The following is a 23,937-nucleotide window of genomic DNA, read 5'->3' as shown; positions in this document are numbered from 1 at the left end:
TGTTGTTACCACCTTTCACCACCTCCACATAACTGGTTCATCCCATTATATAGAGGCTTATTGGGTGGCTCAAATGTTCGCTAGCATTTTTATGAAAAGTGGCTCAAATACATATTAGCATTCACACACAGGAATGGCTCCGGTTAAACCGTAAGCTGATGGAAGTTATTTAATGGAGGCAATAGTTATGGATAATGCATATCAATGGGTGCTATTGTTCGGTGGGGAAATTTGGCGATCATATCTACGCCTTTGAAGTTTTGACGGGGGTCTGCGATATTCCCGAGTACCATCACATCACCCGAGAAGAATTTGATGCGTTTGAAACATGGTGCGGGGAAGACCGTATGGCGAACGAACTGTTTTCTCACGTGATAAACAGGCCCGTATTTTGCAGCGGGTATCGGGGAAAAAGTGAGTTTGATGAAAGCCTTTTGCCCGAAAAACCTGTTGAGCACCCCGCTTTCTCAGACTAGGGCGCACCCACCGCTTTTTTGGCGGGTAGATTAAAAGCTGCCCGCCCTCTTTTTCGTATTGGCAGCACGTTTAAAAGTGAATCAGAACAACGATGGATGTTGAAACAAAAAGCAGGGTACCCAAGCCATAACCGGCGGGGTTACCCTGCTTTGTTCGAGATATTCGGACTTTTGACAGCCGTCCGTTCATTCCTGCATTTAAAATTGCATAAGCTGCTTTACGGCGCGCTTGTTTTCATACATGCGCGCGTCAGCAAGCTCGATGACGCGGTCTAAATCGCCCTGCGTTTCCTCGGTATCGCACACGCCGATGGCGTAACTCAGCTTGACGGGCAAATCGCTGTCATGATTGTACGCCTCAACTTCCCGCTGCACTGTGCGTACCATTTTACCGGCCTGCCCGGGGGCCAGATCATCGCAGAACACCCAGAATTCGTCGCCGCCCACGCGGTAGCATTTTCCGGTAGAGAAGAACACGCGGCTCAACACGCCGCCAAACGCATGAATCAGTTGGTCGCCTGCGCCGTGACCATAGAGATCGTTGGTGGCTTTCAAATTATTCAGATCCAGAAAAAACGCTGTGCGCACAGCCTCCCCGCGCCAGGCGCTCCTGTCCAGATCAAACGCCGCGCGTGAGTAGCAGTGTGAAAGCGGATCCTGCATAGCCAGCGTTTTGTAATAGGCTTCCCGCGCCGCTTCCGCGCTGTGCTGCATGAGTAAGCGGACAAATTGATACATTTGATGAAATAAATAGGCTAAAATACCGACTTTTAAAAAGAATACATTGTTTTGCCAAAACTCGCTCAGAAACAACGTCAGATCGACTGCGCCGCACAGCGCGATCAACCCTCCAATATAAAGGCTCCGATTATTCTTTTTGCAAATAAAGCCATACGCAATGCAGGTGATTATTGCTAAAATTCCCACGACCTGCACTGCATGCGTCACGGGCAAAAGCCGCCGCAATTCAATGCCGCTGAGCAGCGACACCGCCAACTGCGCCAGCGCCGCAGCCATGCCGACGCCGGCAATGCGCTTTAACAGCTTTCCGCGCCAATCCTCCAACTCCCAGCCAAGCACCGCCAATAGCGAGGGACCCAGCATGGCAAAGGACAGCATGTCCACAAGGTAAACGATCCGCGCTTCGTGCGCAAGGTATACGACGCAATAGGTTTCACACATGAAATACAGTCCGCAGTTGAGCGCCAACAAGCCGCGCAACAGCATCCGGTAGGGGTCAATGCTCTTGCGGGCCATCAGCGCGAGGACTAAGAGTATCAGCCCGCTGAACAGGATCAGCGTGTTGAGTAAAAGAGCCGGGATGTCCAGCAGCACTTGCTGCCTGAGGAAAACCGCCTCGTTGGCAATGGTCAACGCAGGCATTGAAACGTGCGTCAGTCCGTTTGCAGGCACGGTAACGCGAATTTCCAACTGTCCGCCGCTCACTTTCTGCGGCAGGGGGATACGCGTGAAATAGTTGCCGGGCGAATAGGGCCGTGGCTCGACGCGGTAAAGAACTTCACCATCGAGCAGGATCGTCATAAACGTATGATTGGCCTGCAAAATCAGAGACGGAACCGTCCGGCCGGAAAAGGCGTAATCCAGTGTGAATTGCAGCCGCGTTTCGCCCGTCACATCAAAATAGTCAGGCAGAGTGATCTTGGTGCGTTGCCCGCCGCTGATTAGCGCAGCATCTTGAACCAGCACCATCTGCCCATCAACTACTTCGGGCAGCGTGACTGCATCCCAGTTGGATATAGAAAGCCAGAATATGGCCAGATATATAACAAATATGGAAGAGACAAACACAACACACGGCGTTACACAACTTTTTTTCATATGCACCTCTTTTTAGGTGATTCCACAATCCGGTCTATCACTATCGGAAATTTCTGCCACAATGAAATTTTACCATACCCAAATTGGAAAAGCTACAATAGGGTCGATCTTTTGGAAGGGCACAGCAACACCCCCTGATGTAGTTTTGTTTTCCTACATCAGGGGGTATTTTGTCAGTTGCCCGTTTTTTGGGGTTCGGTTCGCTGCGGCGGGGCTTTCAAAAGCCAGAGGAATTTACGACGGGTCTGATTTTTTCTTGAGGCGCGTTGCCTCGTAATCCCGCAGGGCGGCCAACGCCTGACCGGACATGAGATAGAGTGCCGCCAGATTGAAAACGGTCATGAGACCGATGCCCACGTCGCCCAAGTCCCACACAAAGGTGTAGGTCGCCATGCCGCCGATAAAGAGCATGACGAGGTCCAGAATTTTATAGGCCGTCTGAGAAAGCCAGTTATCCCCGAAAAGGTAGGCAATGTTGGGACGGGCGTAGAACAGGATGCCGATAAAGGTGGAAAAGCTGAACAGCCACAGTGTCGCGGCGATAAACACCACGCCGAAGGAACCGAGGTGGTAATTCATGGCGGCTTGCAGAAGATCCATGCCTGCAAGGCCCTCCATCGCCTCGACGGGAGCCAGCAGCATGATCATGGCGGTGCAGCTGCAAATGACAATGGTGTCGATAAATACACCCAGCGCCTGCATGAGACCGGCCTTGGCGGGATGGTCGGTCTGGGCGGCGGCTGCCGCGCAGGGGGCGGAGCCGGAGCCGGCCTCGTTGGAAAAGAGACCCCGCTTGACGCCGTTCATCAAAACAGCGCCGAAGCCGCCCGCCGCCGCCTGACGCAGACCGAAGGCCTCTGCAAAAATACGGGAGAACACGGAGGGCAGCTGTCCGATGTTTTTCAAAATCAGGAACACGGTGATGAAGAAATAGCACCCCGCCATGATGGGCACCAGAATGTCCAGCACCTTGACGGTGGCGTTTTTCCGCAGCACGATTACAGCCGCGATAAGCACCAGAACGATGGTGGTGTAGAGCGGGGGAATATGGAAGGCATTTTTAAACGCCGAAGAGACGGAGTTGCCGATGACCTGACTGATGCCGCACCAGCAGATCAGGCCGGAAATGGCGAAGAGAACCGCCATGAGGGAGCGGCGCTGCTTGTTTTTGGTCCGTTTATCCGCAAAGAAGTGATGGATGAAATAGGCGGGGCCGCCCCGGTATCCGCCGTAGAGGGGGTCCCGCTCCTTGTAGATCTGGGCCAGCGTGGCCTCTACAAAGGCGGTGGAAGCGCCGATGAGCGCGGTGACCCACATCCAGAACACGGCGCCCGCGCCGCCCAGAGAAATAGCCGCCACGACACCCACCAGATTTCCCATGCCCACCCGGGTGGCGGTGGAGACGATCAGCGCCTGCACGGAGGACAGCGCGCCGCTTTCCCGGGTGCGCTTTTCCACGGTGATGCGCAGCATCTCGGGAAAGAGCCGGATGGGCAAAAACCGGGTGCGGATGGTGAAGTAGATCCCCGCCGGGATCAAAAGCAGGACCATCAGAGAAAGGCCCACGGAGCTGCCGCCGGGCAGCGGCAGGGTGATGAGATCTCCCCAGAGAAGATTGTAGATGGTTTCGATCAGCTGAATCATGACGCCTCCAAACGCAGCAGCGCGTGATTTGAATTTTCGCGCCCGGCAGAAAATTTTGCCGACCGCCTGCTCATCCTACCATAAAACCCGCCCCTGGGCAAGGGAAAGCGCCGGAAAAGAGGAAAAGATAGGAAAACAAACCGGGCCGGGAGCGCCGCGCGGCGCTCCCAGCCCGGTTTTCCCGGTCAAACGGCGGAGGAAACCGCGTCCGGCAGCTCCGTCAGGGACGCGAAGGTATAGCCCATGGCCTCCCACTTGGTCAACAGCTCGTCCAGAATGTCCGCGTTGGTTTTGGAGGTGGAGTGGAGAAGGACGATGGCGCCGCTGTGAATGCGGGGCAGGAGCTTTCCATAGGCCTGCTCCGGCGTGGGTTGATTATCCACGTACCAGTCCACGTAGGCAAGGCTCCAGAAAACGGTCTTGTAGCCAAGGGCCTGGGCCTGCTTGAGGTTTTCGGTGCTGTACTTTCCCTGGGGCGGCCTGTAAAACATGGGGAGCGGCTGCCCGGTGGTCTCCTGATACAGCGCGGAAAGATCGTCCAGCTCCTTTTTAAAGGCCGCCTGATCGCTGATGGCGGACATGTCGGGGTGATGATAGGTGTGATTGCCAACAATGTGCCCCTCGGCGGCCATGCGGCGAATGATGTCCGGGGCGGTTTTGATCATATTCCCCACCACGAAGAAGGCGGCGGGGGCATTGTGCTTTTTCAGCGTGTCCAGAATTTTTTCCGTGTACCCGTTTTCGTAGCCGCAGTCAAAGGTCAGATAGATGACCTTTTTCCCGGTGTCGCCCAGATAATAGGCGTCATACTGCGAAAGACCGGCGACGGTGGCGTTTCCCACGGGAGAGTTGCCCTCCTTGGGGAAGGACAGCCCCCAGTTGTCGGCGGAGGCGGGAACGACGGCGGGCGCGGCGGCGGGGAGACTTTGAGAGCGCCCCTTCAGGTAGAGCATTCCGGCAAGAAACAGGCAGGGCAGGAGCAAAATGACAAGACGGCGGCGCGTAGACATGGACAGGACCTCCCAGTCAAAAATTCAAAGGGTCGAGAGGAGATTGCCCCCTTTGCCGCCGATTATGCGCCGGTTGAAAAAAGTGGAAAAATATGCTATCATCAGGATTCGAAAAAATAACAATGATGGCGCACCGGGCGCCGGAGGAGGAGCTTTGATCGTTGCGGTTTGCGTGGGGAATGAAAACGGGGTGGCGTTCAACGGGCGCAGACTCAGCCGGGATCGGGCCCAGCAGGCGGACCTGCTGGCGCTTTGCGGGGAGGGCAGACTTTGGGTGGACGCGTTTTCCGCGCCGCTGTTTGCGGACCATGCGGAACGCCTTCGGGTGTCGGCGGACTTTCTGGAGCAGGCGGGGGAGAAGGAAATCTGCTTTGTGGAAAACCGCCCCCTCCGCCCATTCCTCCACCGGATGGAGGGTCTGGTGCTCTACCGGTGGAATCGGGCGTACCCGTCGGATGTGCGGCTGGATGTGGACGTGGAGGCGGACTTTGTGCTGACGCAGCAGCGGGATTTCCCGGGGTCGTCTCACCGGCGGATCACCCGGGAAATTTATAAAAGGAGAGAAAACCATGGCGAAAACACGTAGGAAACGGCGGGGAAAGTCCGGCTGGGGAACGGCGGTCACGCTGCTGGTGCTGGCGGTGGTCAGCCTTTTCAACTGGTACCACGCCGATCAGTCCGCCACGCTGGCGGAGCTTCCGGACTACGACGGCGCGCCCTACGTGGCGCTGGACGGCAACCGTCCCGACTTTTCCCCGGAGGAGCTGACGGAGGAGTCCTTTGAGCAGTACAGCCCGCTGGACGCCCTTGGTCGGTGCGGCGCGGCGGACGCCAATGTGGGGGTGGACCTGATGCCCACGGAGAAACGGGGAGAGATTGGGCAGGTGCGCCTTTCCGGCTGGCAAACGGTGAAATACGACGTTGTGGACGGGAAGTACCTCTACAACCGCTGCCACCTCATCGGCTATCAGCTCAGCGGTGAAAATGCCAACCAGCGCAATCTCATCACCGGCACCCGGTATCTCAATGTGGATGGGATGCTGCCCTTTGAAAATCTGGTGGCCGACTTCGTGAAGGAGACGGGATACCACGTGCGCTATCGGGTGACGCCGGTATACGACGGGGCGGAGCTGGTGGCCCGGGGCGTGCAGATGGAGGCGCTTTCCGTGGAGGACGGCGGCGAGGGCGTTTGCTTCAACGTCTTTGTGTACAACGTCCAGCCCGGCGTGACCATCGATTACGCCACCGGCGAGAGCCATCTTGCAACGTGACAAGCGGAGCGGCCCGGCAGTTGCCGGGCCGCTTCTGTTCGTCGAAAGACCGCAAACTGTCGGGCCATCGCCGCTTGTTTGCATCGTGGAATGTGAAGGAACTGTGAATTTCATCCGGACCCTCTTGCAATATGACAACTTGTCGGGTATGATACCTGACAGGTTGTCGTATTTTCTTTTTTCAATGAAAAAAAGGCTTGACCTTCCACCTTGTGGAAGGAATATTCTAAGAGCTGAAGAAAAAGGCGGCGCCGGTTCGTATGGATAGGAGGAGGGGCATATGCCAACCGCTACATTTTTTAATCTGCCGCCGGAAAAGCAGGAGCGGCTGATGAACGCGGCCTCGCGGGAGTTTAGCGCGAAGCCGTATAACGAGGCGTCCATCAATCAGATCATTCAGGAGGCCGCGGTACCCCGGGGCAGCTTTTACATGTACTTTCAGGATAAAGAGGACCTGTTCCGGTATCTGGTGGGGGGATATATGGGTCAGCTGACCATGGTGCTGGAGGAGGCGCTGCTGCGAGAGCGGGGCGACGTGTTTGCCGCGTTTTTGTATCTGTTTGATTACATCGCAGAAAAGAGACAGGAGCGGGACCTTGGCGGCATGGGAGCCATGGCGGCCATTGTCAGTCGCAACAGCGGAATGCAGAAAAACGCCCTATTGGAGATGATGGATTCCGCCGCAGTGCTGGAGCGCTTGCGCCAGCTAATCAATCCGGAGCTGCTGGAGCTGCGGCGGGAGCGGGATTTGGGCGACATGCTGGGCGTTTTGCTGACAGTTACCGTGCCCATCTTTTATGCGGGCTTACAGGCGGCGCATACGGCGGATGCCCGGGGACGGCTGCAAAATATTCTGGAAATTCTCAAACGCGGCATGGCCGCAAAATCAATGACATAAGGAGCGCGTAAGATGGAAGAACTGGTTGAAAAGGACGCCGAAACGGCGGAAAAGAAAAAGAAAAAGGTTTCACTGCCCGGCGGCAAAAAGTCCCGCAAGGCTGTGAAACTTATCATCATCGCGGCGGTCGCGGTGGGCCTTGTCATCGGGGGAACAAAACTGATGGGTAAAAAGGGCGGCGAGACAGGACCTGCCTACCGCGCCGAGCAGGTGAGCCGCCGGGACCTCACGGTGAAGGTCTCCGGCACCGCCACGCTGGAGCCTGCCGACTCCTATCAGGTGACCACGCTGATCTCCGGCGCTATCGGGAGCGCCCCCTTTGAAGAGGAAGATCTGGTGGAACAGGGCGCGCTTCTCTACACGCTGGACAGCGGCGACGCCAAAAGCTCCGTGGAGCGGGCGCAGATCTCCGTGGAGCAGTCCAAGCTGAGTTACGAGCAGGCGGAGGAGGCGCTGCGCCCCACCGCCCCCCTGTCCGGCACGATCAACGAGGTCTTTGTACACAACGGCGACAATGTTTCCGCCGGAGCGGCGCTGGCGAAGATCGTCACCAGCACGGACCTTACCATTGACTTCGTCTTTACCTATACCGACCCGAATCAGTTCTACGTGGGGCAGAGCGCCACGGTGTTCTTCGGCAATTTTGACGGCCCGGTGCAGGGTACGGTGACCACCGTCTCCAACGCGACCTCCGTGACCAGCAACGGCAAGGAAAGCTGTACCGTCCGGGTGAAGGTGGTAAATCCCGGCGTTGTGTCGGATACCTTCACGGCCTCCGCCGTGATCGGCAGCTACTCCAGCTACGGAACCGCCCCCGTCTCCATGTCGGGCGCCGCCACGGTGTATGCCAGCGGCAGCGGCACCGTGACCGGTTTCCAAAAGCTCTCCGGCGCTACCGTTACCAAGGGAGAGGCGCTGTGCACCATTGAGTCCGAAACCAACCGCACCCAGCTCCAAAACGCCAAGCTGAGCGTGGATTCCGCCCGGCTCTCCGCCGGCAGCGCCGCCGGAAATCTGGACGACTACAACATCCAGTCCCCCATCTCCGGAACGGTGATCGAAAAGAATTTCAAGGCCGGTGACAAGGTAGACGGCGCAAGCTCCGGCACGCTGGCGGTGGTGTACGATCTCAGCTGCCTGAAAATGAAGATGAATGTCAACGAGCTGGATATCGGCAAGATCCAGGTGGGGCAGACGGTGGAGATCACCGCCGACGCCCTGCCGGGAGAGGCTTTTACCGGCGTTGTGGAGAAGGTCAGCATCAACGGCACCACCACCGGCGGCTTCACCACCTATCCCGTCACCGTCCGCGTGGAGGATTACGGGAATCTGAAGCCCGGCATGAACGTCTCCGCCGATGTGCTGGGAGAGACGGCGGTGAACGTGCTCTGCGTGCCGGTGGGCGCGGTGGACCGGGGAAACACGGTGCTCGTGCCGGGAGAGGGCGCCATGACGGAGGACGGCTCGGCCGTGGCGGACCCCACCAAGCTGGAAAGCCGCCCCGTGACGCTGGGCCGCAACGACGATGCGTATATTGAGATCACCTCCGGCGTCAATGAGGGCGACACCATCCTGATCCTCGATCAGGCCCTGGATGGGATGGGGGGCTGAGAAGCGTGGAGCACCTCATTGAACTGAGAGACGTCTATAAAATTTACCGCATGGGCGAGGAGGAGGTCCGGGCGCTGGACGGCGTGAGCCTTGCCATCGACCGGGGGGAATTCGTGGCCATCGTAGGGTCCTCCGGCTCCGGAAAATCCACCGCCATGAATATCATCGGCTGTCTGGATGTGCCCACCTCCGGGACCTATCATCTGGGAGGCGTGGACGTATCCACCATGGACGACGACCGGCAGGCGGAAATCCGCAACCGGATGCTGGGCTTTGTGTTCCAGCAGTACAACCTGATCCCCAAGCTGACGGTGCAGGAAAACGTGGAGCTGCCGCTGCTGTATGCGGGCGTCTCCGCGGAGGAGCGGCATACCCGCGCGGTGGAGGCACTGGACCGGGTGGGCCTTGCCGAGAAGCGGAAAAACCTTCCCAGTCAGCTCTCCGGCGGCCAGCAGCAGCGGGTATCCATCGCCCGGGCGCTGGCGGGCGCGCCCTCCGTCATTCTGGCCGACGAGCCTACCGGCGCACTGGATTCCCGCACCGGCCGGGAGGTGCTGTCCTTTTTACAGAAGCTGAACCGGGAGGGAGACACCGTGGTGCTCATCACCCATGATAACACCATCGCGGTGAAGGCCCGTCGAATCATCCGCTTGCAGGACGGGCGGGTCATTTACGACGGGGACGCCGCCGATCCCAAGGCGGTGGTCCAGCCCGGGGAGTCCGGGGAGACGGAGGCAGAGGCATGAATTTTACGCAATCCTTCAAGCTCGCCATCAAGGCGCTGCGCACCAGCAAAATGAGAGCCTTTCTCACCATGCTGGGCATCATCATCGGCGTAGGAGCGGTCATCGTGATCCTCTCCCTTGGCAACGGACTGACCGGCATGGTGGACCAGCAGGTGGAGAGCATGGGCGTCAACCTCATCCAGAGCTATGTCTACGGACGGGGCGACGGCACCACAATGACGCTGGACCCCAGTGTGATGTATGATCTGGTGGCGGAAAATCCCGATGTTCTCACCGGAGTCTCCCCCTATATTTCCACCACTGCCAAGGTCCGGCACGAGAGCACCTCTTATAAAAAGAGCAGAATTTACGGCGTCAGCGAGGTCATGTACAAGCGGGAGACGGCGGCGACGCTGGACGGAGAGAAGCTGGCGCAGGGGCGCTTCATCCAGTATATCGATGTGGATCGGCGGCAGAACGTGTGTGTGATCGGCGCTTTTCTGGCGCAGGACGCCTTCCGGGGCGACGCGCTGGGAAAGAACATCAACGTCGGCGGCGTTCCTTATACCGTCATCGGCGTGTTTGAGCAAAGCGGCGATTCCCCCATGCAGGAGGGGGGCCGGGACGACCAGATCTACATCCCCTACGGCAACGCGTTGGAGCTGACCGGCAGCCGGAATGTGTCTATGTACCTCTTTACCAGCACCAGCCGGGATACGGCCGCCGCCGCCAAGGAGCTGGTGGACGCCAAGCTGTATCAGTTCTTTCAAAGCGATGACGCCTACTACACCATGACCATGGCCGAGCAGGTGACCATGATCAACGCCATGATGGGCACCGCCATGCTGGTGCTGGTGGCCATCGCCGCCATCTCACTGCTGGTGGGCGGCATCGGCATTATGAACATCATGCTGGTCTCCGTCACGGAGCGGACCCGGGAGATCGGCATCCGCAAATCGCTGGGGGCCAAGCGCCGGGACATCCGCCGTCAGTTCATCATTGAGGCGGGCACCACCTCCGCCATCGGCGGGATGCTGGGCATCCTGTTCGGCTGCGCTCTGGCGACGCTGGTGGGGACGCTGGTGGGCGGATACCTCTCCTCCCAGATGAATGGCGCGGTATTCAGCGCGACGCCCACGCTGGGAGCCGTGGCGGTGAGTTTTGGCGTCAGCGTGGGGATCGGCGTGCTCTTCGGCTATCTGCCCGCCAACAAGGCGGCCAAGCTGAATCCCATCGACGCGCTGCGATACGAGTAAGACGGTTTCCGCAGGCGAATTTCGCCTGCGGAAATTTTTTTGCGCGACTCCAAACTTTTGCGGGCGGCCGCCCGTCTATACAGTAGAAACAAACAGAAAGGACCCGATCACACATGACGAAGATACGGGAAGAAGAGCTGACGGCATTTCTCATCGCGGGGCAGGCGTCGTTTTACCGCCTGGCGTACAGCTACCTCGCCAATCGGGAGGAAGCCTTGGACGCGGTGCAGACGGCGGTATGCCAGGCGCTGGAAAAACAGGAAGCCCTCCGGGCGGCGGAGGCTATGCGGGTCTGGTTTTACCGGATTTTGGTCCATACCTGTCTGGACGCCCTGCGCCGGCGCGGACGGATGATCCCCACGCCCGACGAGCAATTGGATGTGGGCAGTTATGAGGACCCCCTGCCCCAGGACGGCACCCTTGCCCAGCGGGTGGAGGCGCTGGGTCCGACGCTGGGGACCGTCATCAAGCTGCGGTTTTACGAGGACCTTTCCTTACAGGAGATCAGCGCCGTCACGGGCTGGAATTTGAGCACGGTCAAGACCAGGCTGTACGGCGGATTGAAAAAATTGCGGGTATCAATGGAAGGAGAAACAGAACTATGAACGAATTCAAAGAGGCGAAAGACACGTATGAGGAGACCCCTGTCCCGGCGGAGCTGGGAGAGCGGGTGCAAAGAGGTATCCGGCAGGGCCGGGCCAGACGCGCCATGCAAAAAAGACGCCGCTTTTTCACCGGCGCGGCGGCCTGCTTCGCAGTGGCGGTGGGGGCGCTGAATCTCAGTCCCACGGTGGCGGCGGCTGCGGCGGAGGTGCCGGTGCTGGGCGGATTCTTTCAGCTTTTGACGGTTCGCAGCTTTACGGATACCAATGCGGACCGCACTGTGGAGGTGGAAGTGCCCGGCCTGAGCGGCACGGACTTTGCCCAGGAGATCGACGCGCAGATTCAATCCCGTGTGGACGAGAAGCTGGCCGAGGGCGAGAAAATCGTCTCGGAGACCAAGGCGGCCTTCCTTGCCACCGGCGGCACCGAGGCGGAATGGGCCCAGCGGGACACCACGGTCAAGGTGGATTATGACGTGAAGTCCCAAACGGACACTGCCGTTTCCTTTGTGGTGAACAGCATGGTGTCGGTGGCCAGCGCTTATCAAGAGCAGTTTTTCTACAATCTGGACCTGAAGGAAGGAAGAGAACTGACGCTGGCGGACCTGCTGGGAGCGGATTGGGCGACGGTCTGCAACGATTCCATCCGGGCCCAAATGGCCGCGGCGGAGGACCCCAGCGTGTATTTTGACGCTTCCATGGGCGGCTTTTCCACGGTGGATGAAGGCACCGAGTTCTATATCGGCGAAAACGGAAACCCGGTGGTGGTGTTTCCCCGGGCCAGCGTTGCCATCGGCGCCATGGGCACGGTGGAATTTGAAATTGTAAAATGAGAAACGAAAAGAGACCGGCTTTGCCGGTCTCTTTTCGTTGCGTGGAGAAAAAAATGGGTGTATGATGTGGACAATTGAAGCAAGGAGGACTTTTGATGAAGATTGCCCACAGTATTCAGGACCTGATCGGCCATACGCCGCTGCTGGAGCTGACACACTATGAAGCCGCCCACGCGCTGCGCGCCACGGTGCTGGCCAAGCTGGAGTGCATGAACCCCGCAGGGAGCGCCAAGGACCGGGTGGCGGCCCATATGATCGAAAAAGCGGAGGAGCAGGGGCGTCTCGCCCCCGGCGGCACCATCATCGAGCCGACATCCGGCAACACGGGCATCGGCCTTGCGGCCATGGGCGCGGCGAAGGGATACCACGTGATCCTCACCATGCCGGACACCATGAGCGTGGAGCGGCAGAAGCTGATCGCCGCCTACGGTGCGGAGATCGTGCTGACGCCCGGGGCCGCCGGTATGGCCGGTGCGGTGGAAAAGGTGGAGGCGCTGCGCCGGGAGATTCCCGGCAGCATCGTGGCAGGTCAGTTTGATAACCCGGCAAATCCGGAGGCTCATGTCCTCACCACCGGCCCGGAAATTTGGGCGGACACGGAGGGACGCGTGGACATCTTCGTGGCGGGCATCGGCACGGGGGGTACCATCAGCGGCACCGGTGGGTATCTCAAGGGGCAAAATCCCGCCGTTCAGGTTGTCGGTGTGGAGCCGGCCGCTTCGCCGCTGCTGACGGCAGGTCACGCCGGTCCCCACGGCTTGCAGGGAATCGGCGCGAACTTCGTGCCGAAAAACTTCTGCCGGAGCGTGGTGGACGAGATCATCCCGGTAACGGACGAGGACGCCTACGCCGCAGGGCGGGAGCTGGCGCAAAGAGAGGGCGTTCTGGTGGGTATTACCTCAGGCGCCGCCGTCTGGGCAGCGGCGCAGCTGGCGATGCGCCCCGAAAACCGGGGCAAGGTGATCGTGGTCCTCCTGCCGGATACCGGCGAGCGCTATCTCTCCACCCCCATGTTCCAAAAGTAAACCGGCACTGCCAAAAAAGTCAGGCCGAAGATTGACTTGAAAAGGACGCCCGACAGGGCGTCCTTTTCTATGTATGCTCTTTATACAATCTTGCGCAGCGCCAGCGGCTTTTCCGCACTCTTTTGCTGGGCAAAATAATGGATGATATCTTTCCGGGTGACGATGCCGGTGAAATTGCCCAGATCGTCCACGACGGGAATAAAGTTCTGCTGCATGGCGCTGTTCAGTAATTCTTCCATACTGACGGTAATGCGGACCGGGGGATAGTGGTGGTCCTGCAAAATATCCCGGACCCGCAGCTGCTCCAGATCCTTCATGGAGCAGACCTGCCGCTCCGCGGGGACCTCGTTTAAAAGCTGCCAGAGGAAATCACCCTCGCTGACGGTTCCTACATATTGCCCGTCCCGGGTGATGACGGGGATGGCCGTATAGCCATGATGCCGCATTTTCTCCAGACCCTGACGGAAGGTGCAGTCATCGTAGAGATAGGCAACACGATTCTTGGGGAGCAGAAAATAAGCAATATTCACATCGCAGCCTCTTTTCTTAAAGGCGGCATCGCCGCCGTGATTTTACGGGTCCTTGCTATCATTACTATACAAGAACCCACAGGACATTTGATGAACAATTTATAAAATCTGACCGAAAGAGGGGTTTACATTTCCGGGGAAACCTGCTAAGATTTTGCTGTGATATATGCAACAGAGAGGGGAGCGCAATATGCTGACACAGCAGGAACTGGAAAAAAGCCCGTTGTTTAAGGATATCAGCTATGAGGAGTACTGCCGGATGTTGACCTGCTTTCAGGCGGTGCAGAAATCTTACCGGCCGGAGGAGCTGGTCTATGATTTTACCGGACCAAGGCAAAACGCCGTGGGGATTGTGGAGCGGGGAGAGGCGTCCTTGATCCGCATCGATGAGGACGGCGTTTCCACCGTGCTGGAGGAATTGGGCAGCGGCAGTGTGTTTGGAAAGAATCTGGCGTTTGCCGGCAGCGGCGGAGACAGTCTGGAGGTTGTGTGCCGAACGGGCTGCGACGTCCTGTTTATCGACTATGCCCATATCCTGAAACGGTGTGAAAATGCCTGTCACCACCACAGTCTGCTGGTGCAAAACATGCTGCAGCTGATGGCGGACAAGGCCCAGTCCCTTTCGGAGCGGGTGGATGTGCTCTCCCGCCGGTCCATTCGGGACAAGCTGCTGTGCTACTTTCGCCAGCTGGCGGAAAAGCGCGGTGGCGACTCGTTTGTCCTGCCCTTTTCCCTCAGTATGCTGGCGGACTACATCGCAACCGACCGCAGCGCCATGATGCGGGAACTCAAACGGCTGCGGGAGGACGGCGTGGTTCACTCCGACGGACGGCAATTTACACTGCATCTATAATTCCCTCACAAATATACCAAACAATTTGTGAAAATTTTGGCGCATTAACGGCAAAAACTCATTGACGCTCTTCCACTGGTATGTTAAAATGTAAACAATGTGTGGAGTGGGCGAATTGCGCCCTCCGTTGCTCCAGAATCCCATCATTTTGGAAAGAAGGAAGAATATGTATCGTATCGTGAGAAAAGAGAGTCTCCGTCCCACGGTGAATCTCTATGAGATCGAGGCCCCTTTGATTGCAAAGAAGGCACAGCCGGGACAGTTCATCATTCTCCGCGTGGATGAAAATGGCGAGCGGATTCCCATTACGATCAATAACCACGACCCTGAAAAGGGCACCGTTACCATTATAGTACAAACTGTGGGCGCCACCACCGAAAAACTCAGCCATCTGAACGCGGGCGACTGCCTGCAGGATTTCGTTGGACCGCTGGGAAAAGCCACGGAGACGGAAGGAAAGAAGAAGGTCTGCGTGGTGGGCGGCGGCGTGGGCTGCGCCATTGCCTATCCCGTGCTGAAAAAGTTCCATGACGACGGCGCTGAGGTCCATGCCGTGATCGGCTTTAAGAGCCGGGATCTGGTGATTCTGGAGGACGATTTCCGTTCTTCCAGCGACGTGCTGAAAATCTGCACGGACGACGGTTCTTACGGCCGCAAGGGCCTTGTCACCGAGGCGCTTAAGGAGCTGATCGAAGAGGGCAATCAGTATGACGAGGTGTTTGCCATCGGTCCCATGATCATGATGAAGTTCGTCTCCAAGACCACGGAGCCTTACGGCATTCCCACCACCGTTTCCATGAGCCCCATCATGATCGACGGCACGGGCATGTGCGGCGGGTGCCGGTTGTCCGTTGGCGGCGAGATGAAGTTTGCCTGCGTGGACGGCCCTGATTTTGACGGGCACAAGGTGGACTGGGATCTGGCGGTCAAGCGCAACCAGATGTACCAGGAGTTTGAAATGCACAAGCACGAGGAAACCTGCAACCTGTTCAAGAAGGAGGCCGAATAAACATGGCCAATATGTCTTTAACCAAGAATCCCATGCTGGCACAGGACCCCAACGTCCGCAACCGGAACTTTGAGGAAGTGGCGCTGGGCTACACCGAGGAACAGGCGCTGGACGAGGCGCAGCGCTGCCTGCACTGCAAGAACAAGCCCTGCATGGCCGGCTGCCCTGTGATGGTACATATTCCCGAGTTTATTGCGGAGACCGCCAAGGGCAATTTCGAGGAGGCCTACCAGATCATCTCTCACACCAGCGCCCTCCCCGCCGTGTGCGGACGGGTTTGCCCCCAGGAGAGCCAGTGCGAGATGTACTGCGTCCGGGGCAAAAAAGGCGAGAGCGTGGCAATCGGCCGTCTGGAGCGCTTTGTTGCCGACTGGCACAATGCCCATTCCACCGTCGCACCGGAAAAGCCCGCCTCCAACGGGCACAAGGTCGCTGTGGTTGGCTCCGGCCCCTCCGGACTGACCTGCGCCGGTGATTTGGCCCGGAAGGGGTATGAGGTCACCGTATTTGAGGCACTGCACCTTGCCGGCGGCGTGCTGGTATACGGCATTCCCGAGTTCCGTCTGCCCAAGTCCATCGTGCAAAAGGAAGTGGACGGACTGAAGGCGCTGGGCGTCACCATCGCCACCGACACCGTCGTGGGCCGGACTCTTTCCATCGACGAGCTGATGGAGGAGTATGGGTTCGAGGCCGTGTTTGTCGGCTCCGGCGCGGGACTGCCCATGTTTATGGATATCCCGGGCATCAACTACCGCGGGGTCTACTCCGCCAATGAGTTTTTGACTCGGATCAATCTCATGAAGGCCTATCTCCCGGATTCCGACACGCCCATTCAGCACCCGAAAAAGGTGGCTGTGGTAGGCGGCGGAAACGTGGCGATGGACGCCGCCCGCTGCGCCAAGCGGCTGGGCGCCGAGGTGTACGTGGTGTACCGCCGCGGCATGGAAGAGCTGCCCGCCCGGAAGGAAGAGGTGGAGCACGCCGAGGAAGAGGGCATCGTATTCAAGACGCTGCATAACCCTGTGGCGATTCTGGCGGACGAGAACGACGACGTTTGCCGTCTGCGCTGCATCCGCATGGAGCTGGGCGAGCCGGATGCCTCCGGCCGCCGCCGCCCGGTGGAGATCCCCGACAGCGAGTTTGAGTTGGACGTGGACAGCGTGATCATGGCGCTGGGCACCAGCCCCAACCCCCTCATCAAGTCCACCACCAAGGGTCTGGAGATCAATAAAAAGGGCGGTATCGTGGTCAACGAGGACGGCCTGACATCCCGGGAGAACGTCTATGCGGGCGGTGACGCCGTCACCGGCGCCGCTACCGTGATCCTTGCGATGGGCGCGGGAAAAACCGCTGCAAAGGCCATCGACGAGGCGATTTCCCGGAAATAAATTGGCATGGAAAAGAGGCGGACATTCTGTCCGCCTCTTTTTTTGCCCCGAAAGTCTTACAGAGTTGTCCGCCTCTTTTTTTAATGCGGAGTCTGTGGTAAACTGATGAAAACACCATGCGGGAGGTATTCTATGGACGCGACAGAAAAAAGAGAGCGGCCCCATCCCTTTAAAACGGTCAAATATCTTACGTTTGGAATGCTTTTGTGTCTCATCGTGGGCGTGGCCGGCTTTCTGGGCGGGCGGTGGTCGTCGGGCGGGGAGACGGCGCTTAGCGCCGTGGTGCTGGAAAATCAGCTCACTGAGATCAGTGAGCTGGCCAGCCTGACGTACGGCTATACGAATATGGCCCAGTTTGAAAACAGCAATGACTTTTACGGCATGACGCTGCCCTTTACCACGAAGCGCTTTCTGCTCACCTACGACGGTACCATCAAGGCAGGCATCGATATGAGCCGGGTTTCCGTGGAGGTTTCCGGAAATAAGGTCCGGGTCCGGCTGCCCCGGGCCCAGATCCTCTCCCATGAGATCGAGGAGGAGAGCGTGGAGATCTTCGACGAGAGGGCCAGTATTTTCAATCCCTTTACGGTGGAGGACTTCACCGCCTTTCAGGCGGAGCAGAAAAAGGTCATGGAGGAAAAAGCGCTGGACCGGGGCCTTTTGGAGCAGGCCGGGGAAAAGGCCAGGGGGAGCATCCGCATGCTGCTGCAAGCGGCTCTTGGGGAGGAAGCGGAACTGATGATCTCATAAAGGAAGCCGTACGCGCTTTTGGCGCGTACGGCTTCCTTTTAAAGCTCCACAACCGTTGCCTCGTGGCCGGTGTAGGGGAGGAATTTGCGCAGAACATCCTGCGTACGCAGTTTTAAACTGCTGGTGCAGATGCAGGGGTGACAGCTGAGATACTCCGCTTCGTAAACGCCGCGCTCCATCAAAAGCCGCACCTGATGTTCCCGGTCGTGCATCAGTCCCAGAATCGTGGCGGAGCCGGGCGTGCAGTGGAGCAGGTCCCAAAGCGCGTCCTCGGGCGCAAAGGACAGGCGGGCTGAGCCGATCTGGCAGCTGAGATCTTTGGTGTGAAAGGGCTTATCAGGACCCATGCAGAGGAGGTAGAACTGGGTTTTCTGCCGGTTGCAGAGGAAGAGGTTCTTGCAGATGGGCACGCCCAGCACTTTGCTGACTTCCGCGCACTTTTCCATGGTGTCCGCGCTCTCACTGGAGACACGATCATAGTCGATGCCCAGCGTTTCCAGCAGTGCAAAGGCGGACTCCTCCTGCGCAAGAAGCGTTCCTTCGGGCCGGGTATTGTGAAAGAGGGGAGAGATCTCCATGCGCTCACACCTCTTTTACAAGCTTTTCGCCCGCCCGGTAGATATCGCCGGCTCCCACGGTCAAAATCAGGTCGCCGGGCTGGGCCAGCTGTCGCAGACGGTCGGTCACCTTATCCAGCGTGGAGCAGTAGACCGCGCCGGGGATGTTGCGGCACAGGTCCGCCGAGGAAATTCCCAGCGTGTTTTGCTCCCGAGCGGCATAAATTTCCGCAAGAACCGCCACGTCCGCCATTTTCAGCTCCTCCACAAAGCGGTCGAAGAGCTTGGCAGTGCGGGTGTAGGTGTGGGGCTGGAACGCCACCACCAGCCGCTGATAGCCCAAGGTCCGGGCGGTGGTCAGCAGGGCGTGGAGTTCATCCGGGTGGTGGGCGTAGTCATCGTAGACCTCGGCGCCATGAAAGCTGCCCTTGCGCTCAAAACGGCGGCCTGCGCCGGTGAAGGCGGCCAGCCCCTCTTCCACGGCCTCGCCGGGAATGCCCAGCGTGTAAGCGGCGGCAGCGGCGGCCAGCGCGTTTGAGATATTATGACGTCCATAGACGTGGAGAACGGCGTGGGCGTACCGCTGCCCGTGCACCAAGATGTCAAAGGTGGGAGCGCCGTCCGTGTCCGTCAAATTTGCGGCGGTGCAGTCGGCGCTATGATCCAGACCGAAGGTAAATACGGGGTGGGCAAGCCCCGCCACGGCGTCCATGGCGCCGTCGTTATCGGCGTTCACCACAACGTGCCCCGCGGGAGGGACCAGCTGGGCGAACTGGCGGAAGGAGTGCTTGATGTCGCCAAGGTCCTTGAAAAAGTCCAGATGGTCGGCTTCCACATTTAAAATCACCGCGACGGTGGGGCAGAAGTAGAGGAAGCTGTTGCAGTATTCGCAGGATTCCAGAATGATGGTGTCTCCCTGTCCCACCCGGTAGCCGGAGTGGAGCAGGGGCAGCGTTCCGCCGATCATGACCGTGGGGTCCTGCTGCGCCGCCATGAAGATGTGGGTGCACATGGAGGTGGTGGTGGTTTTCCCGTGGGTGCCGGAGACGCACAGCGCGTTGGGATAGCGCTGCATGATGGCGCCCCACGCCTGCGCGCGCTCGTAGACGGGAATGCCCCGGGCCACAGCGCCGGAAATCTCGGGATTGCCGTCATGGACGGCGGCTGTGCGGACCACAAAATCGCAGTCGCCCAGATTGTCGGCGTTATGTCCGATGGCAATGGTGACGCCGAGGGTGCGCAGGTGCCTGACCGTGTCGCCCTCCGTCATGTCGGAGCCCTGCACCCGCAGGCCCATCCCCAACAGGACCTCCGCCAGGGGACACATGGAAACGCCGCCGATACCGACCAGATGGACCCGCTTGCCGGGGACCAGATAGTCGCGAATGGGGGTGGGATTGTTCATCATGGAAACGGACTTCCTTTCAAATCGCTTTCACATTGCACAAACGGGAAAAGCGATGTATAATCATAACATTAACGATTTATTATAGTACACAGAGATGTGAATTGCAACCGAAAGGGCGGTGAAAACAGTGGAGAATCTTCCGGAATTCGTTCGGGACGTCCTTGAACGTCTGGAGGCGGCAGGATATGAGGCTTGGTGCGTGGGCGGCTGCGTACGGGATTCCCTGCTGGGCCGGACACCGCTGGACTGGGACGTGACTACCGCCGCGCTGCCCGATGCGCTGCTGGAGCTTTTCGGGAAGCAGGCTGTCCCCACGGGACTGGAACACGGCACCGTGACGGTGCTGACCAAAGGAAACCGTGTGGAGGTCACCACGTACCGGGTGGACGGCGCTTATCGGGATCATCGTCGGCCGGTGTGCGTCACCTTTACCCCCTCGCTGGAGGAGGACCTTGGGCGGCGGGATTTTACCGTGAATGCCATGGCCATGGACCTGCGGGGGACCTTTTGCGATCCCTTCCACGGAAAAGAGGACCTGCGCCGGGGTCTTTTGCGCTGCGTGGGAGAGCCGGACCGACGGTTTGCGGAGGACGCGCTGCGCATCCTGCGGGGCGTCCGGTTTTCCGCGACGCTGGGCTTTGCGGTGGAGGATGCTACCGCAGCCGGCATCCACAAAAACCGGGAGCTTTTGCGTGGCATTGCCGCCGAGCGTGTGCAGACCGAGTTTTTGAAGCTGCTGACCGGGGAGAAGGCGGCGCAGGCGCTGCGGGAATTTCCGGATGTGGCGGGGGTGTTCTGGCCGGAAGTCCTTGCCATGGTGGGCTTCGACCAGAGAAACCGCCACCACTGCTATGATGTGTGGGAGCACACGCTCCACGCGCTGGAGGAGGCGGCGCCGGATTTGGTTTTGCGCTGCGCGGTGCTGCTGCACGACGTTGGAAAGCCGCCAACCTTTCTTCTCGACGCGGAGGGTCACGGACATTTCCGGGGACATCAGGCGGTGGGCGGAGAAATGGCGGATGGGATGCTCCGACGGCTCAAATGCAGCAACGACTTTCGCCAGACGGTGGTGCGGTTGGTGGAATGGCATGACCGCAATATCTTTCAGGGGGAAAAATCCCTCCGCAGGGCGCTTCGAGTGCTGGGGGAGAGGGACCTCAGGCGGCTGCTGGCAATCAAACGGGCGGACAATCTGGCGCAGGCTCCGGCGTTTCACGGCAGACAAAAGGAAATCGAGCTGGCGGAGAAAACGCTGGAAGAGCTGTTGACGGAGGACGCCTGCTTTTCCCTGAAACAGCTCGCCGTCCACGGAAAAGATTTGCTGGAGCTGGGGCTGAAAGGTCCGGCGGTGGGAAGGACGCTGAATGCTCTGCTGGATCGCGTGGTAGAGGGAGACGCGCCCAATGAGCGGACGTGTCTTTTGGAGCTGGCCCGCCTGATGGCGCAGGAGGGGCAATGAACTGCGGGTATGAGTATACCCGTTTCCCGCAATTTGCAAAAATCGCATCCAATAGCCGCTGTTACTGAAGCCGAGGGACGGTGTTTCCCCCCTTTGGCTGTGCGCGGAGTTCGCGGACATACATTATATATAATAGAGAACCATGAAAAGCGGCGCCGGGATTTTCCCGACGCCGCTTTTTTACGATGAACCGGGGAAAACAGCCTGAGAGCTGTGCTTGCCCGGTTTAGACGATTTGCAGCAGCTGCCGCAGATCCGTGATTTCGTAGTTGATTTCCAAATCCGCGGGCCGGGGGTTCTTATCGGGATTGAACCAGCAGCAGGGGAGATGCGCATTGTTGGCTCCACGGATGTCGGTGGAGAGGGAATCGCCGATCACCAGCGTGTTTTCCGCCGTGATGGCTGGAACGCGGGCGCGCACATAGCGGTAATAGGCCGGATCGGGCTTGGCGGCCCCGGCTTCCTCGGAAATAAAGGCATCCAGAAAAAGCTCCGCAAAAACGCTCCCGGCCAGGCGGCTGCGCTGGACGGAGGCCACCGCGTTGGTAATGAGGTACATCCGGTGCCCCCGGGCGTGAAGCGTTTGGCAAACCTCCTCGGCGTAGGGCAGCGGATAGACCGTCGAGCCAAGCGATGTGAGATAGTCACGGTTGCACTGGAATGGGTCCCGGTCAAGATGCAGCGCCGAGAGAAAACGGACGTAACGCTCCAGTGTCACATACGCCTTATCCACCTCTCCCCGGTCAAAGGCGGCCCACAGCTCCAGATTGATGGCGTGATACAACTGCCGGGTCTCCGGGGTGTTTGGGATGCGGTGGGTCTGACACATGGTGGAAAATGCGCGGGCAGAGGCCTTGGGGAAGTCAAATAAGGTATCGTCCGCGTCAAAAAGCAGGTAGGGATACTTCATGAAAACGGGTCCTTTCAGTGAGATGTTTTATTTTATCATGGCGGGGGGAAAAAGACAATCACCCCTTGGCGGCCTTCGCCATACCATGAAGCGAGGGGGAGTGTTCAATGAAGAGGTCCTTTGGTGTAATCGGAGGCGACCGGCGCCAGTCGGAGCTGGCAAAGCTGCTGGCGGCGGACGGTCATTGCGTGGCGGCATACGGTTTGGAGAATTGGGACGCGGAGAGCGAAGCGTCTTTGGAGCGCGCGGCTGCGGCGGATATCGTCATCCTGCCGTTACCGCTTTGCAAGGCGGAGGGGATACTGAGCTGCGAGAAGAAGGCAATCCCAACGCAGGATTTCTTTCCGCTTTTGCGGCCGGATCAGCTGATTTTGGCAGGACAGGTGAAATCGCAGCAGCAGCAACAGGCAGCGGAGTGCGGATTGCGGCTGCTGGATTATTTCCAACGGGAGGATTTGACTGTCGCAAATGCTGCCGCCACGGCGGAGGCGGCCATTCAGGTTGCCATGGAACAGCTCCGGCGCACACTGCTGGGGATGGACTGTCTGGTGCTGGGCTTCGGGCGGATCGGAAAGCTGTTGTGCCACCGTCTGCACGGCTTGGGCGCCCATGTAACGGCAGCCGCCAGAAACCCGGCAGATTTGGCGTGGATCCGCGCGTATGGCTATCAGAGCGTGGAGACCGGAAAACTGGATGGGCAGCTTCACACCTTTGGCACTGTGTTCAACACAATCCCGGCACCGGTCCTGACGAAGCCTCTGCTCGCGCAGCTGCCGCCGGATTGCCTTTGCGTGGACCTTGCTTCCGCGCAGGGAATCGATATGGCGGCAGCCGAAAAGCAAAAATTGCCGGCGGTCTGGGCGCGAGCCCTGCCCGGTAGGCTGGTTCCCCTCACTGCGGCAGAAATCATTCGGGACGCGGTGTATTACATCATATTGGAAGAACGAGGTGACCCTGCGTGAGAAAAGAACGGGTCGGATTTGCAGTGTGCGGGTCCTTCTGTACCCATGAAAAAGTGTTGCAGGCATTGGAAGTCCTCACGAAAATCTATGAAAACGTTACGCCGATCGCATCAGAGACATCGGCCTTTACCGACACCCGGTTCGGTTCCTCCGAAGATCTGCTGGAGCGAATGGAGGCGCTGACGGGGCGAAAGGTCCTCTGCGACATTCCGTCGGTGGAGCCCATCGGACCCAAAGGTCTGCTGGACATTTTGGTAATCGCGCCCGCCACAGGCAATACCATCGCAAAATTGGCCGCCGGAATTACGGATACAGCGGTAACGATGGCGGCAAAGGCGCATCTGAGAAACGGACGGCCGGTAGTCATCGCAATGGCCAGCAACGACGGTTTGTCCGCCGGAGCACGAAATATCGGAGAACTGCTGGTTCGAAAGAACTACTATTTCGTCCCCTTCGGTCAGGACAGCGCAATTTCAAAGCCATGTTCCCTGATGGCAGATCTGGAAAAACTGCCGGAAACGGTGGACGCCGCCCTGCGCGGCGAGCAATTGCAGCCGATTTTGCTCCAGGCATAAAAGGGAGGCCAGGCAAACGCCTGGCTTCCTTTTTTGCATAAAAAGTAAAAATGACGAAAGAATACAGTAAAGAGAAAAAGAATCAATAAGAACAGCTAATGGAAAATATAAAAGAAATTAGCGTGACGCGGATGTCCAATCCGGATAATTCCAAATACAGGAAGAGAGTTGGAAAACATCGACAAACCGCAAAAAAGAGGGTTGACTTTTTGAACCCGCTCTGGTATTCTAACTAAGCTGTCCGCGAGAAACACTGGTTGGCCGGAACTGATTTTGAAAAGATTCAAAAAAACAGTTGACAAGCGAACGAAAGTGTGGTAACCTTAAAAAGTTGCTGAGCGGCACA

23 protein-coding genes are annotated in these 23,937 nt (G+C 58.5%); 16 read left to right on the top strand and 7 right to left on the bottom strand.

Annotation, left to right across the window (positions count from 1 at the left end; all coding sequences use genetic code 11):
* Nucleotides 1-674 precede the first annotated feature (674 nt).
* The 3 genes from PHI30_RS08640 to pdaA form a co-directional block, all read right to left on the bottom strand.
* Nucleotides 675-2,315: a diguanylate cyclase gene (locus PHI30_RS08640; RefSeq protein WP_300026625.1), complete on the bottom strand. Its 1,641-nt coding sequence runs from the start codon at nucleotides 2,313-2,315 to the stop codon at nucleotides 675-677.
* A 234-nt stretch (nucleotides 2,316-2,549) separates the two neighbouring features.
* Nucleotides 2,550-3,959, bottom strand: a complete 1,410-nt coding sequence (locus PHI30_RS08635; protein ID WP_300026622.1) for a sodium:alanine symporter family protein — start codon at nucleotides 3,957-3,959, stop codon at nucleotides 2,550-2,552.
* A gap of 185 nt (nucleotides 3,960-4,144) precedes the next feature.
* Nucleotides 4,145-4,912 (bottom strand): delta-lactam-biosynthetic de-N-acetylase, encoded by a 768-nt coding sequence (gene pdaA, locus PHI30_RS08630; RefSeq protein ID WP_300026628.1) that lies wholly within the window; start codon nucleotides 4,910-4,912, stop codon nucleotides 4,145-4,147.
* A 211-nt stretch (nucleotides 4,913-5,123) separates the two neighbouring features.
* Between pdaA and PHI30_RS08625 the strand changes: the two genes are divergently transcribed.
* The 9 genes from PHI30_RS08625 (at nucleotide 5,124) to cysK (ending at nucleotide 13,190) form a co-directional block, all read left to right on the top strand.
* Complete coding sequence (locus PHI30_RS08625) at nucleotides 5,124-5,555, top strand: ribonuclease Z (RefSeq protein ID WP_300026620.1); 432 nt, start codon at nucleotides 5,124-5,126, stop codon at nucleotides 5,553-5,555.
* The gene (locus PHI30_RS08620) at nucleotides 5,539-6,240 is read left to right on the top strand and encodes a DNA/RNA non-specific endonuclease (RefSeq protein WP_300026618.1); all 702 of its coding nucleotides are present in this window, start codon (nucleotides 5,539-5,541) and stop codon (nucleotides 6,238-6,240) included. Before PHI30_RS08625 ends, PHI30_RS08620 begins: the two co-directional genes overlap by 17 nt.
* A gap of 280 nt (nucleotides 6,241-6,520) precedes the next feature.
* Nucleotides 6,521-7,138 (top strand): TetR/AcrR family transcriptional regulator, encoded by a 618-nt coding sequence (locus PHI30_RS08615; RefSeq protein WP_300026615.1) that lies wholly within the window; start codon nucleotides 6,521-6,523, stop codon nucleotides 7,136-7,138.
* A 12-nt stretch (nucleotides 7,139-7,150) separates the two neighbouring features.
* The gene (locus PHI30_RS08610; RefSeq protein ID WP_300026613.1) at nucleotides 7,151-8,749 is read left to right on the top strand and encodes an efflux RND transporter periplasmic adaptor subunit; all 1,599 of its coding nucleotides are present in this window, start codon (nucleotides 7,151-7,153) and stop codon (nucleotides 8,747-8,749) included.
* 5 nt (nucleotides 8,750-8,754) lie between these two features.
* Complete coding sequence (locus PHI30_RS08605) at nucleotides 8,755-9,495, top strand: ABC transporter ATP-binding protein (protein WP_367186365.1); 741 nt, start codon at nucleotides 8,755-8,757, stop codon at nucleotides 9,493-9,495.
* Nucleotides 9,492-10,730: an ABC transporter permease gene (locus PHI30_RS08600; protein ID WP_300026611.1), complete on the top strand. Its 1,239-nt coding sequence runs from the start codon at nucleotides 9,492-9,494 to the stop codon at nucleotides 10,728-10,730. The genes PHI30_RS08605 and PHI30_RS08600 overlap by 4 nt, the downstream gene beginning before the upstream one ends.
* A 113-nt stretch (nucleotides 10,731-10,843) precedes the next feature.
* Nucleotides 10,844-11,335 carry an RNA polymerase sigma factor gene (locus PHI30_RS08595; protein WP_300026608.1) on the top strand — a complete coding sequence of 164 codons (492 nt, stop codon included), beginning with the start codon at nucleotides 10,844-10,846 and terminating at the stop codon, nucleotides 11,333-11,335.
* Nucleotides 11,332-12,165, top strand: coding sequence for an RsiV family protein (locus PHI30_RS08590; protein ID WP_300026606.1), 834 nt, complete (start codon nucleotides 11,332-11,334; stop codon nucleotides 12,163-12,165). Before PHI30_RS08595 ends, PHI30_RS08590 begins: the two co-directional genes overlap by 4 nt.
* A gap of 95 nt (nucleotides 12,166-12,260) precedes the next feature.
* On the top strand, nucleotides 12,261-13,190 hold the full coding sequence (cysK, locus tag PHI30_RS08585) for a cysteine synthase A (protein WP_300026603.1): 930 nt from the start codon (nucleotides 12,261-12,263) through the stop codon (nucleotides 13,188-13,190).
* Between the two features lie 80 nt (nucleotides 13,191-13,270).
* On the opposite strand, the gene PHI30_RS08580 is transcribed toward cysK, so the two are convergent.
* Nucleotides 13,271-13,720, bottom strand: coding sequence for a CBS domain-containing protein (locus PHI30_RS08580; protein WP_300026601.1), 450 nt, complete (start codon nucleotides 13,718-13,720; stop codon nucleotides 13,271-13,273).
* 190 nt (nucleotides 13,721-13,910) lie between these two features.
* Here PHI30_RS08580 and PHI30_RS08575 point away from each other — a divergent pair, with 190 nt between their 5' ends.
* The 4 genes from PHI30_RS08575 to PHI30_RS08560 all read left to right on the top strand — a co-directional run bounded on the left by PHI30_RS08575 (nucleotide 13,911) and on the right by PHI30_RS08560 (nucleotide 17,720).
* On the top strand, nucleotides 13,911-14,573 hold the full coding sequence (locus PHI30_RS08575; protein WP_300026599.1) for a Crp/Fnr family transcriptional regulator: 663 nt from the start codon (nucleotides 13,911-13,913) through the stop codon (nucleotides 14,571-14,573).
* A gap of 166 nt (nucleotides 14,574-14,739) precedes the next feature.
* On the top strand, nucleotides 14,740-15,582 hold the full coding sequence (locus PHI30_RS08570) for a sulfide/dihydroorotate dehydrogenase-like FAD/NAD-binding protein (RefSeq protein ID WP_300026597.1): 843 nt from the start codon (nucleotides 14,740-14,742) through the stop codon (nucleotides 15,580-15,582).
* A gap of 2 nt (nucleotides 15,583-15,584) precedes the next feature.
* Nucleotides 15,585-16,970: an NADPH-dependent glutamate synthase gene (gene gltA, locus PHI30_RS08565; protein WP_300026595.1), complete on the top strand. Its 1,386-nt coding sequence runs from the start codon at nucleotides 15,585-15,587 to the stop codon at nucleotides 16,968-16,970.
* Between the two features lie 132 nt (nucleotides 16,971-17,102).
* Nucleotides 17,103-17,720, top strand: coding sequence for a DUF4230 domain-containing protein (locus PHI30_RS08560; RefSeq protein WP_300026593.1), 618 nt, complete (start codon nucleotides 17,103-17,105; stop codon nucleotides 17,718-17,720).
* A 38-nt stretch (nucleotides 17,721-17,758) separates the two neighbouring features.
* Here the strand turns inward: PHI30_RS08560 and PHI30_RS08555 are convergent, their stop codons facing one another.
* Together PHI30_RS08555 and murC are read right to left on the bottom strand one after the other, a co-directional pair.
* Nucleotides 17,759-18,298, bottom strand: a complete 540-nt coding sequence (locus PHI30_RS08555; protein ID WP_300026590.1) for a prolyl-tRNA synthetase associated domain-containing protein — start codon at nucleotides 18,296-18,298, stop codon at nucleotides 17,759-17,761.
* Between the two features lie 4 nt (nucleotides 18,299-18,302).
* Nucleotides 18,303-19,685, bottom strand: a complete 1,383-nt coding sequence (gene murC, locus PHI30_RS08550; RefSeq protein ID WP_300026588.1) for a UDP-N-acetylmuramate--L-alanine ligase — start codon at nucleotides 19,683-19,685, stop codon at nucleotides 18,303-18,305.
* 127 nt (nucleotides 19,686-19,812) lie between these two features.
* On the opposite strand from murC, the gene PHI30_RS08545 reads away from it, so the two are divergent.
* Entirely contained in the window at nucleotides 19,813-21,144 is a 1,332-nt protein-coding gene (locus PHI30_RS08545) for an HD domain-containing protein (protein ID WP_300026586.1), read from the top strand.
* 226 nt (nucleotides 21,145-21,370) lie between these two features.
* Here PHI30_RS08545 and PHI30_RS08540 read toward each other — a convergent pair whose 3' ends face one another.
* Nucleotides 21,371-22,054 carry a YjjG family noncanonical pyrimidine nucleotidase gene (locus PHI30_RS08540; RefSeq protein ID WP_300026584.1) on the bottom strand — a complete coding sequence of 228 codons (684 nt, stop codon included), beginning with the start codon at nucleotides 22,052-22,054 and terminating at the stop codon, nucleotides 21,371-21,373.
* A 107-nt stretch (nucleotides 22,055-22,161) separates the two neighbouring features.
* Here PHI30_RS08540 and PHI30_RS08535 point away from each other — a divergent pair, with 107 nt between their 5' ends.
* Together PHI30_RS08535 and PHI30_RS08530 are read left to right on the top strand one after the other, a co-directional pair.
* Nucleotides 22,162-23,016 (top strand): dipicolinate synthase subunit DpsA, encoded by an 855-nt coding sequence (locus PHI30_RS08535; RefSeq protein ID WP_300026580.1) that lies wholly within the window; start codon nucleotides 22,162-22,164, stop codon nucleotides 23,014-23,016.
* Nucleotides 23,013-23,591, top strand: a complete 579-nt coding sequence (locus PHI30_RS08530; protein ID WP_300026578.1) for a dipicolinate synthase subunit B — start codon at nucleotides 23,013-23,015, stop codon at nucleotides 23,589-23,591. The genes PHI30_RS08535 and PHI30_RS08530 overlap by 4 nt, the downstream gene beginning before the upstream one ends.
* Nucleotides 23,592-23,937 lie beyond the last annotated feature (346 nt).

The sequence above is a fragment of the Oscillibacter sp. genome, from assembly GCF_028693505.1.
Lineage (GTDB): Bacteria > Bacillota > Clostridia > Oscillospirales > Oscillospiraceae > Oscillibacter.
The sequence above is the reverse complement of the archived record's forward strand: the minus strand, read 5'-3'. Positions and strand labels throughout refer to the sequence as shown.

Coding starts and splice junctions, on each gene's coding strand:
- PHI30_RS08640 (WP_300026625.1), bottom strand. CDS start 2,315: ATGAAAAAAAGTTGTGTAACGCCGTGTGTTGTGTTTGTCTCTTCCATA.
- PHI30_RS08635 (WP_300026622.1), bottom strand. CDS start 3,959: ATGATTCAGCTGATCGAAACCATCTACAATCTTCTCTGGGGAGATCTC.
- pdaA (WP_300026628.1), bottom strand. CDS start 4,912: ATGCTCTACCTGAAGGGGCGCTCTCAAAGTCTCCCCGCCGCCGCGCCC.
- PHI30_RS08620 (WP_300026618.1), top strand. CDS start 5,539: ATGGCGAAAACACGTAGGAAACGGCGGGGAAAGTCCGGCTGGGGAACG.
- PHI30_RS08615 (WP_300026615.1), top strand. CDS start 6,521: ATGCCAACCGCTACATTTTTTAATCTGCCGCCGGAAAAGCAGGAGCGG.
- PHI30_RS08610 (WP_300026613.1), top strand. CDS start 7,151: ATGGAAGAACTGGTTGAAAAGGACGCCGAAACGGCGGAAAAGAAAAAG.
- PHI30_RS08600 (WP_300026611.1), top strand. CDS start 9,492: ATGAATTTTACGCAATCCTTCAAGCTCGCCATCAAGGCGCTGCGCACC.
- PHI30_RS08595 (WP_300026608.1), top strand. CDS start 10,844: ATGACGAAGATACGGGAAGAAGAGCTGACGGCATTTCTCATCGCGGGG.
- PHI30_RS08590 (WP_300026606.1), top strand. CDS start 11,332: ATGAACGAATTCAAAGAGGCGAAAGACACGTATGAGGAGACCCCTGTC.
- cysK (WP_300026603.1), top strand. CDS start 12,261: ATGAAGATTGCCCACAGTATTCAGGACCTGATCGGCCATACGCCGCTG.
- PHI30_RS08575 (WP_300026599.1), top strand. CDS start 13,911: ATGCTGACACAGCAGGAACTGGAAAAAAGCCCGTTGTTTAAGGATATC.
- PHI30_RS08570 (WP_300026597.1), top strand. CDS start 14,740: ATGTATCGTATCGTGAGAAAAGAGAGTCTCCGTCCCACGGTGAATCTC.
- gltA (WP_300026595.1), top strand. CDS start 15,585: ATGGCCAATATGTCTTTAACCAAGAATCCCATGCTGGCACAGGACCCC.
- PHI30_RS08560 (WP_300026593.1), top strand. CDS start 17,103: ATGGACGCGACAGAAAAAAGAGAGCGGCCCCATCCCTTTAAAACGGTC.
- PHI30_RS08555 (WP_300026590.1), bottom strand. CDS start 18,298: ATGGAGATCTCTCCCCTCTTTCACAATACCCGGCCCGAAGGAACGCTT.
- murC (WP_300026588.1), bottom strand. CDS start 19,685: ATGATGAACAATCCCACCCCCATTCGCGACTATCTGGTCCCCGGCAAG.
- PHI30_RS08540 (WP_300026584.1), bottom strand. CDS start 22,054: ATGAAGTATCCCTACCTGCTTTTTGACGCGGACGATACCTTATTTGAC.
- PHI30_RS08535 (WP_300026580.1), top strand. CDS start 22,162: ATGAAGAGGTCCTTTGGTGTAATCGGAGGCGACCGGCGCCAGTCGGAG.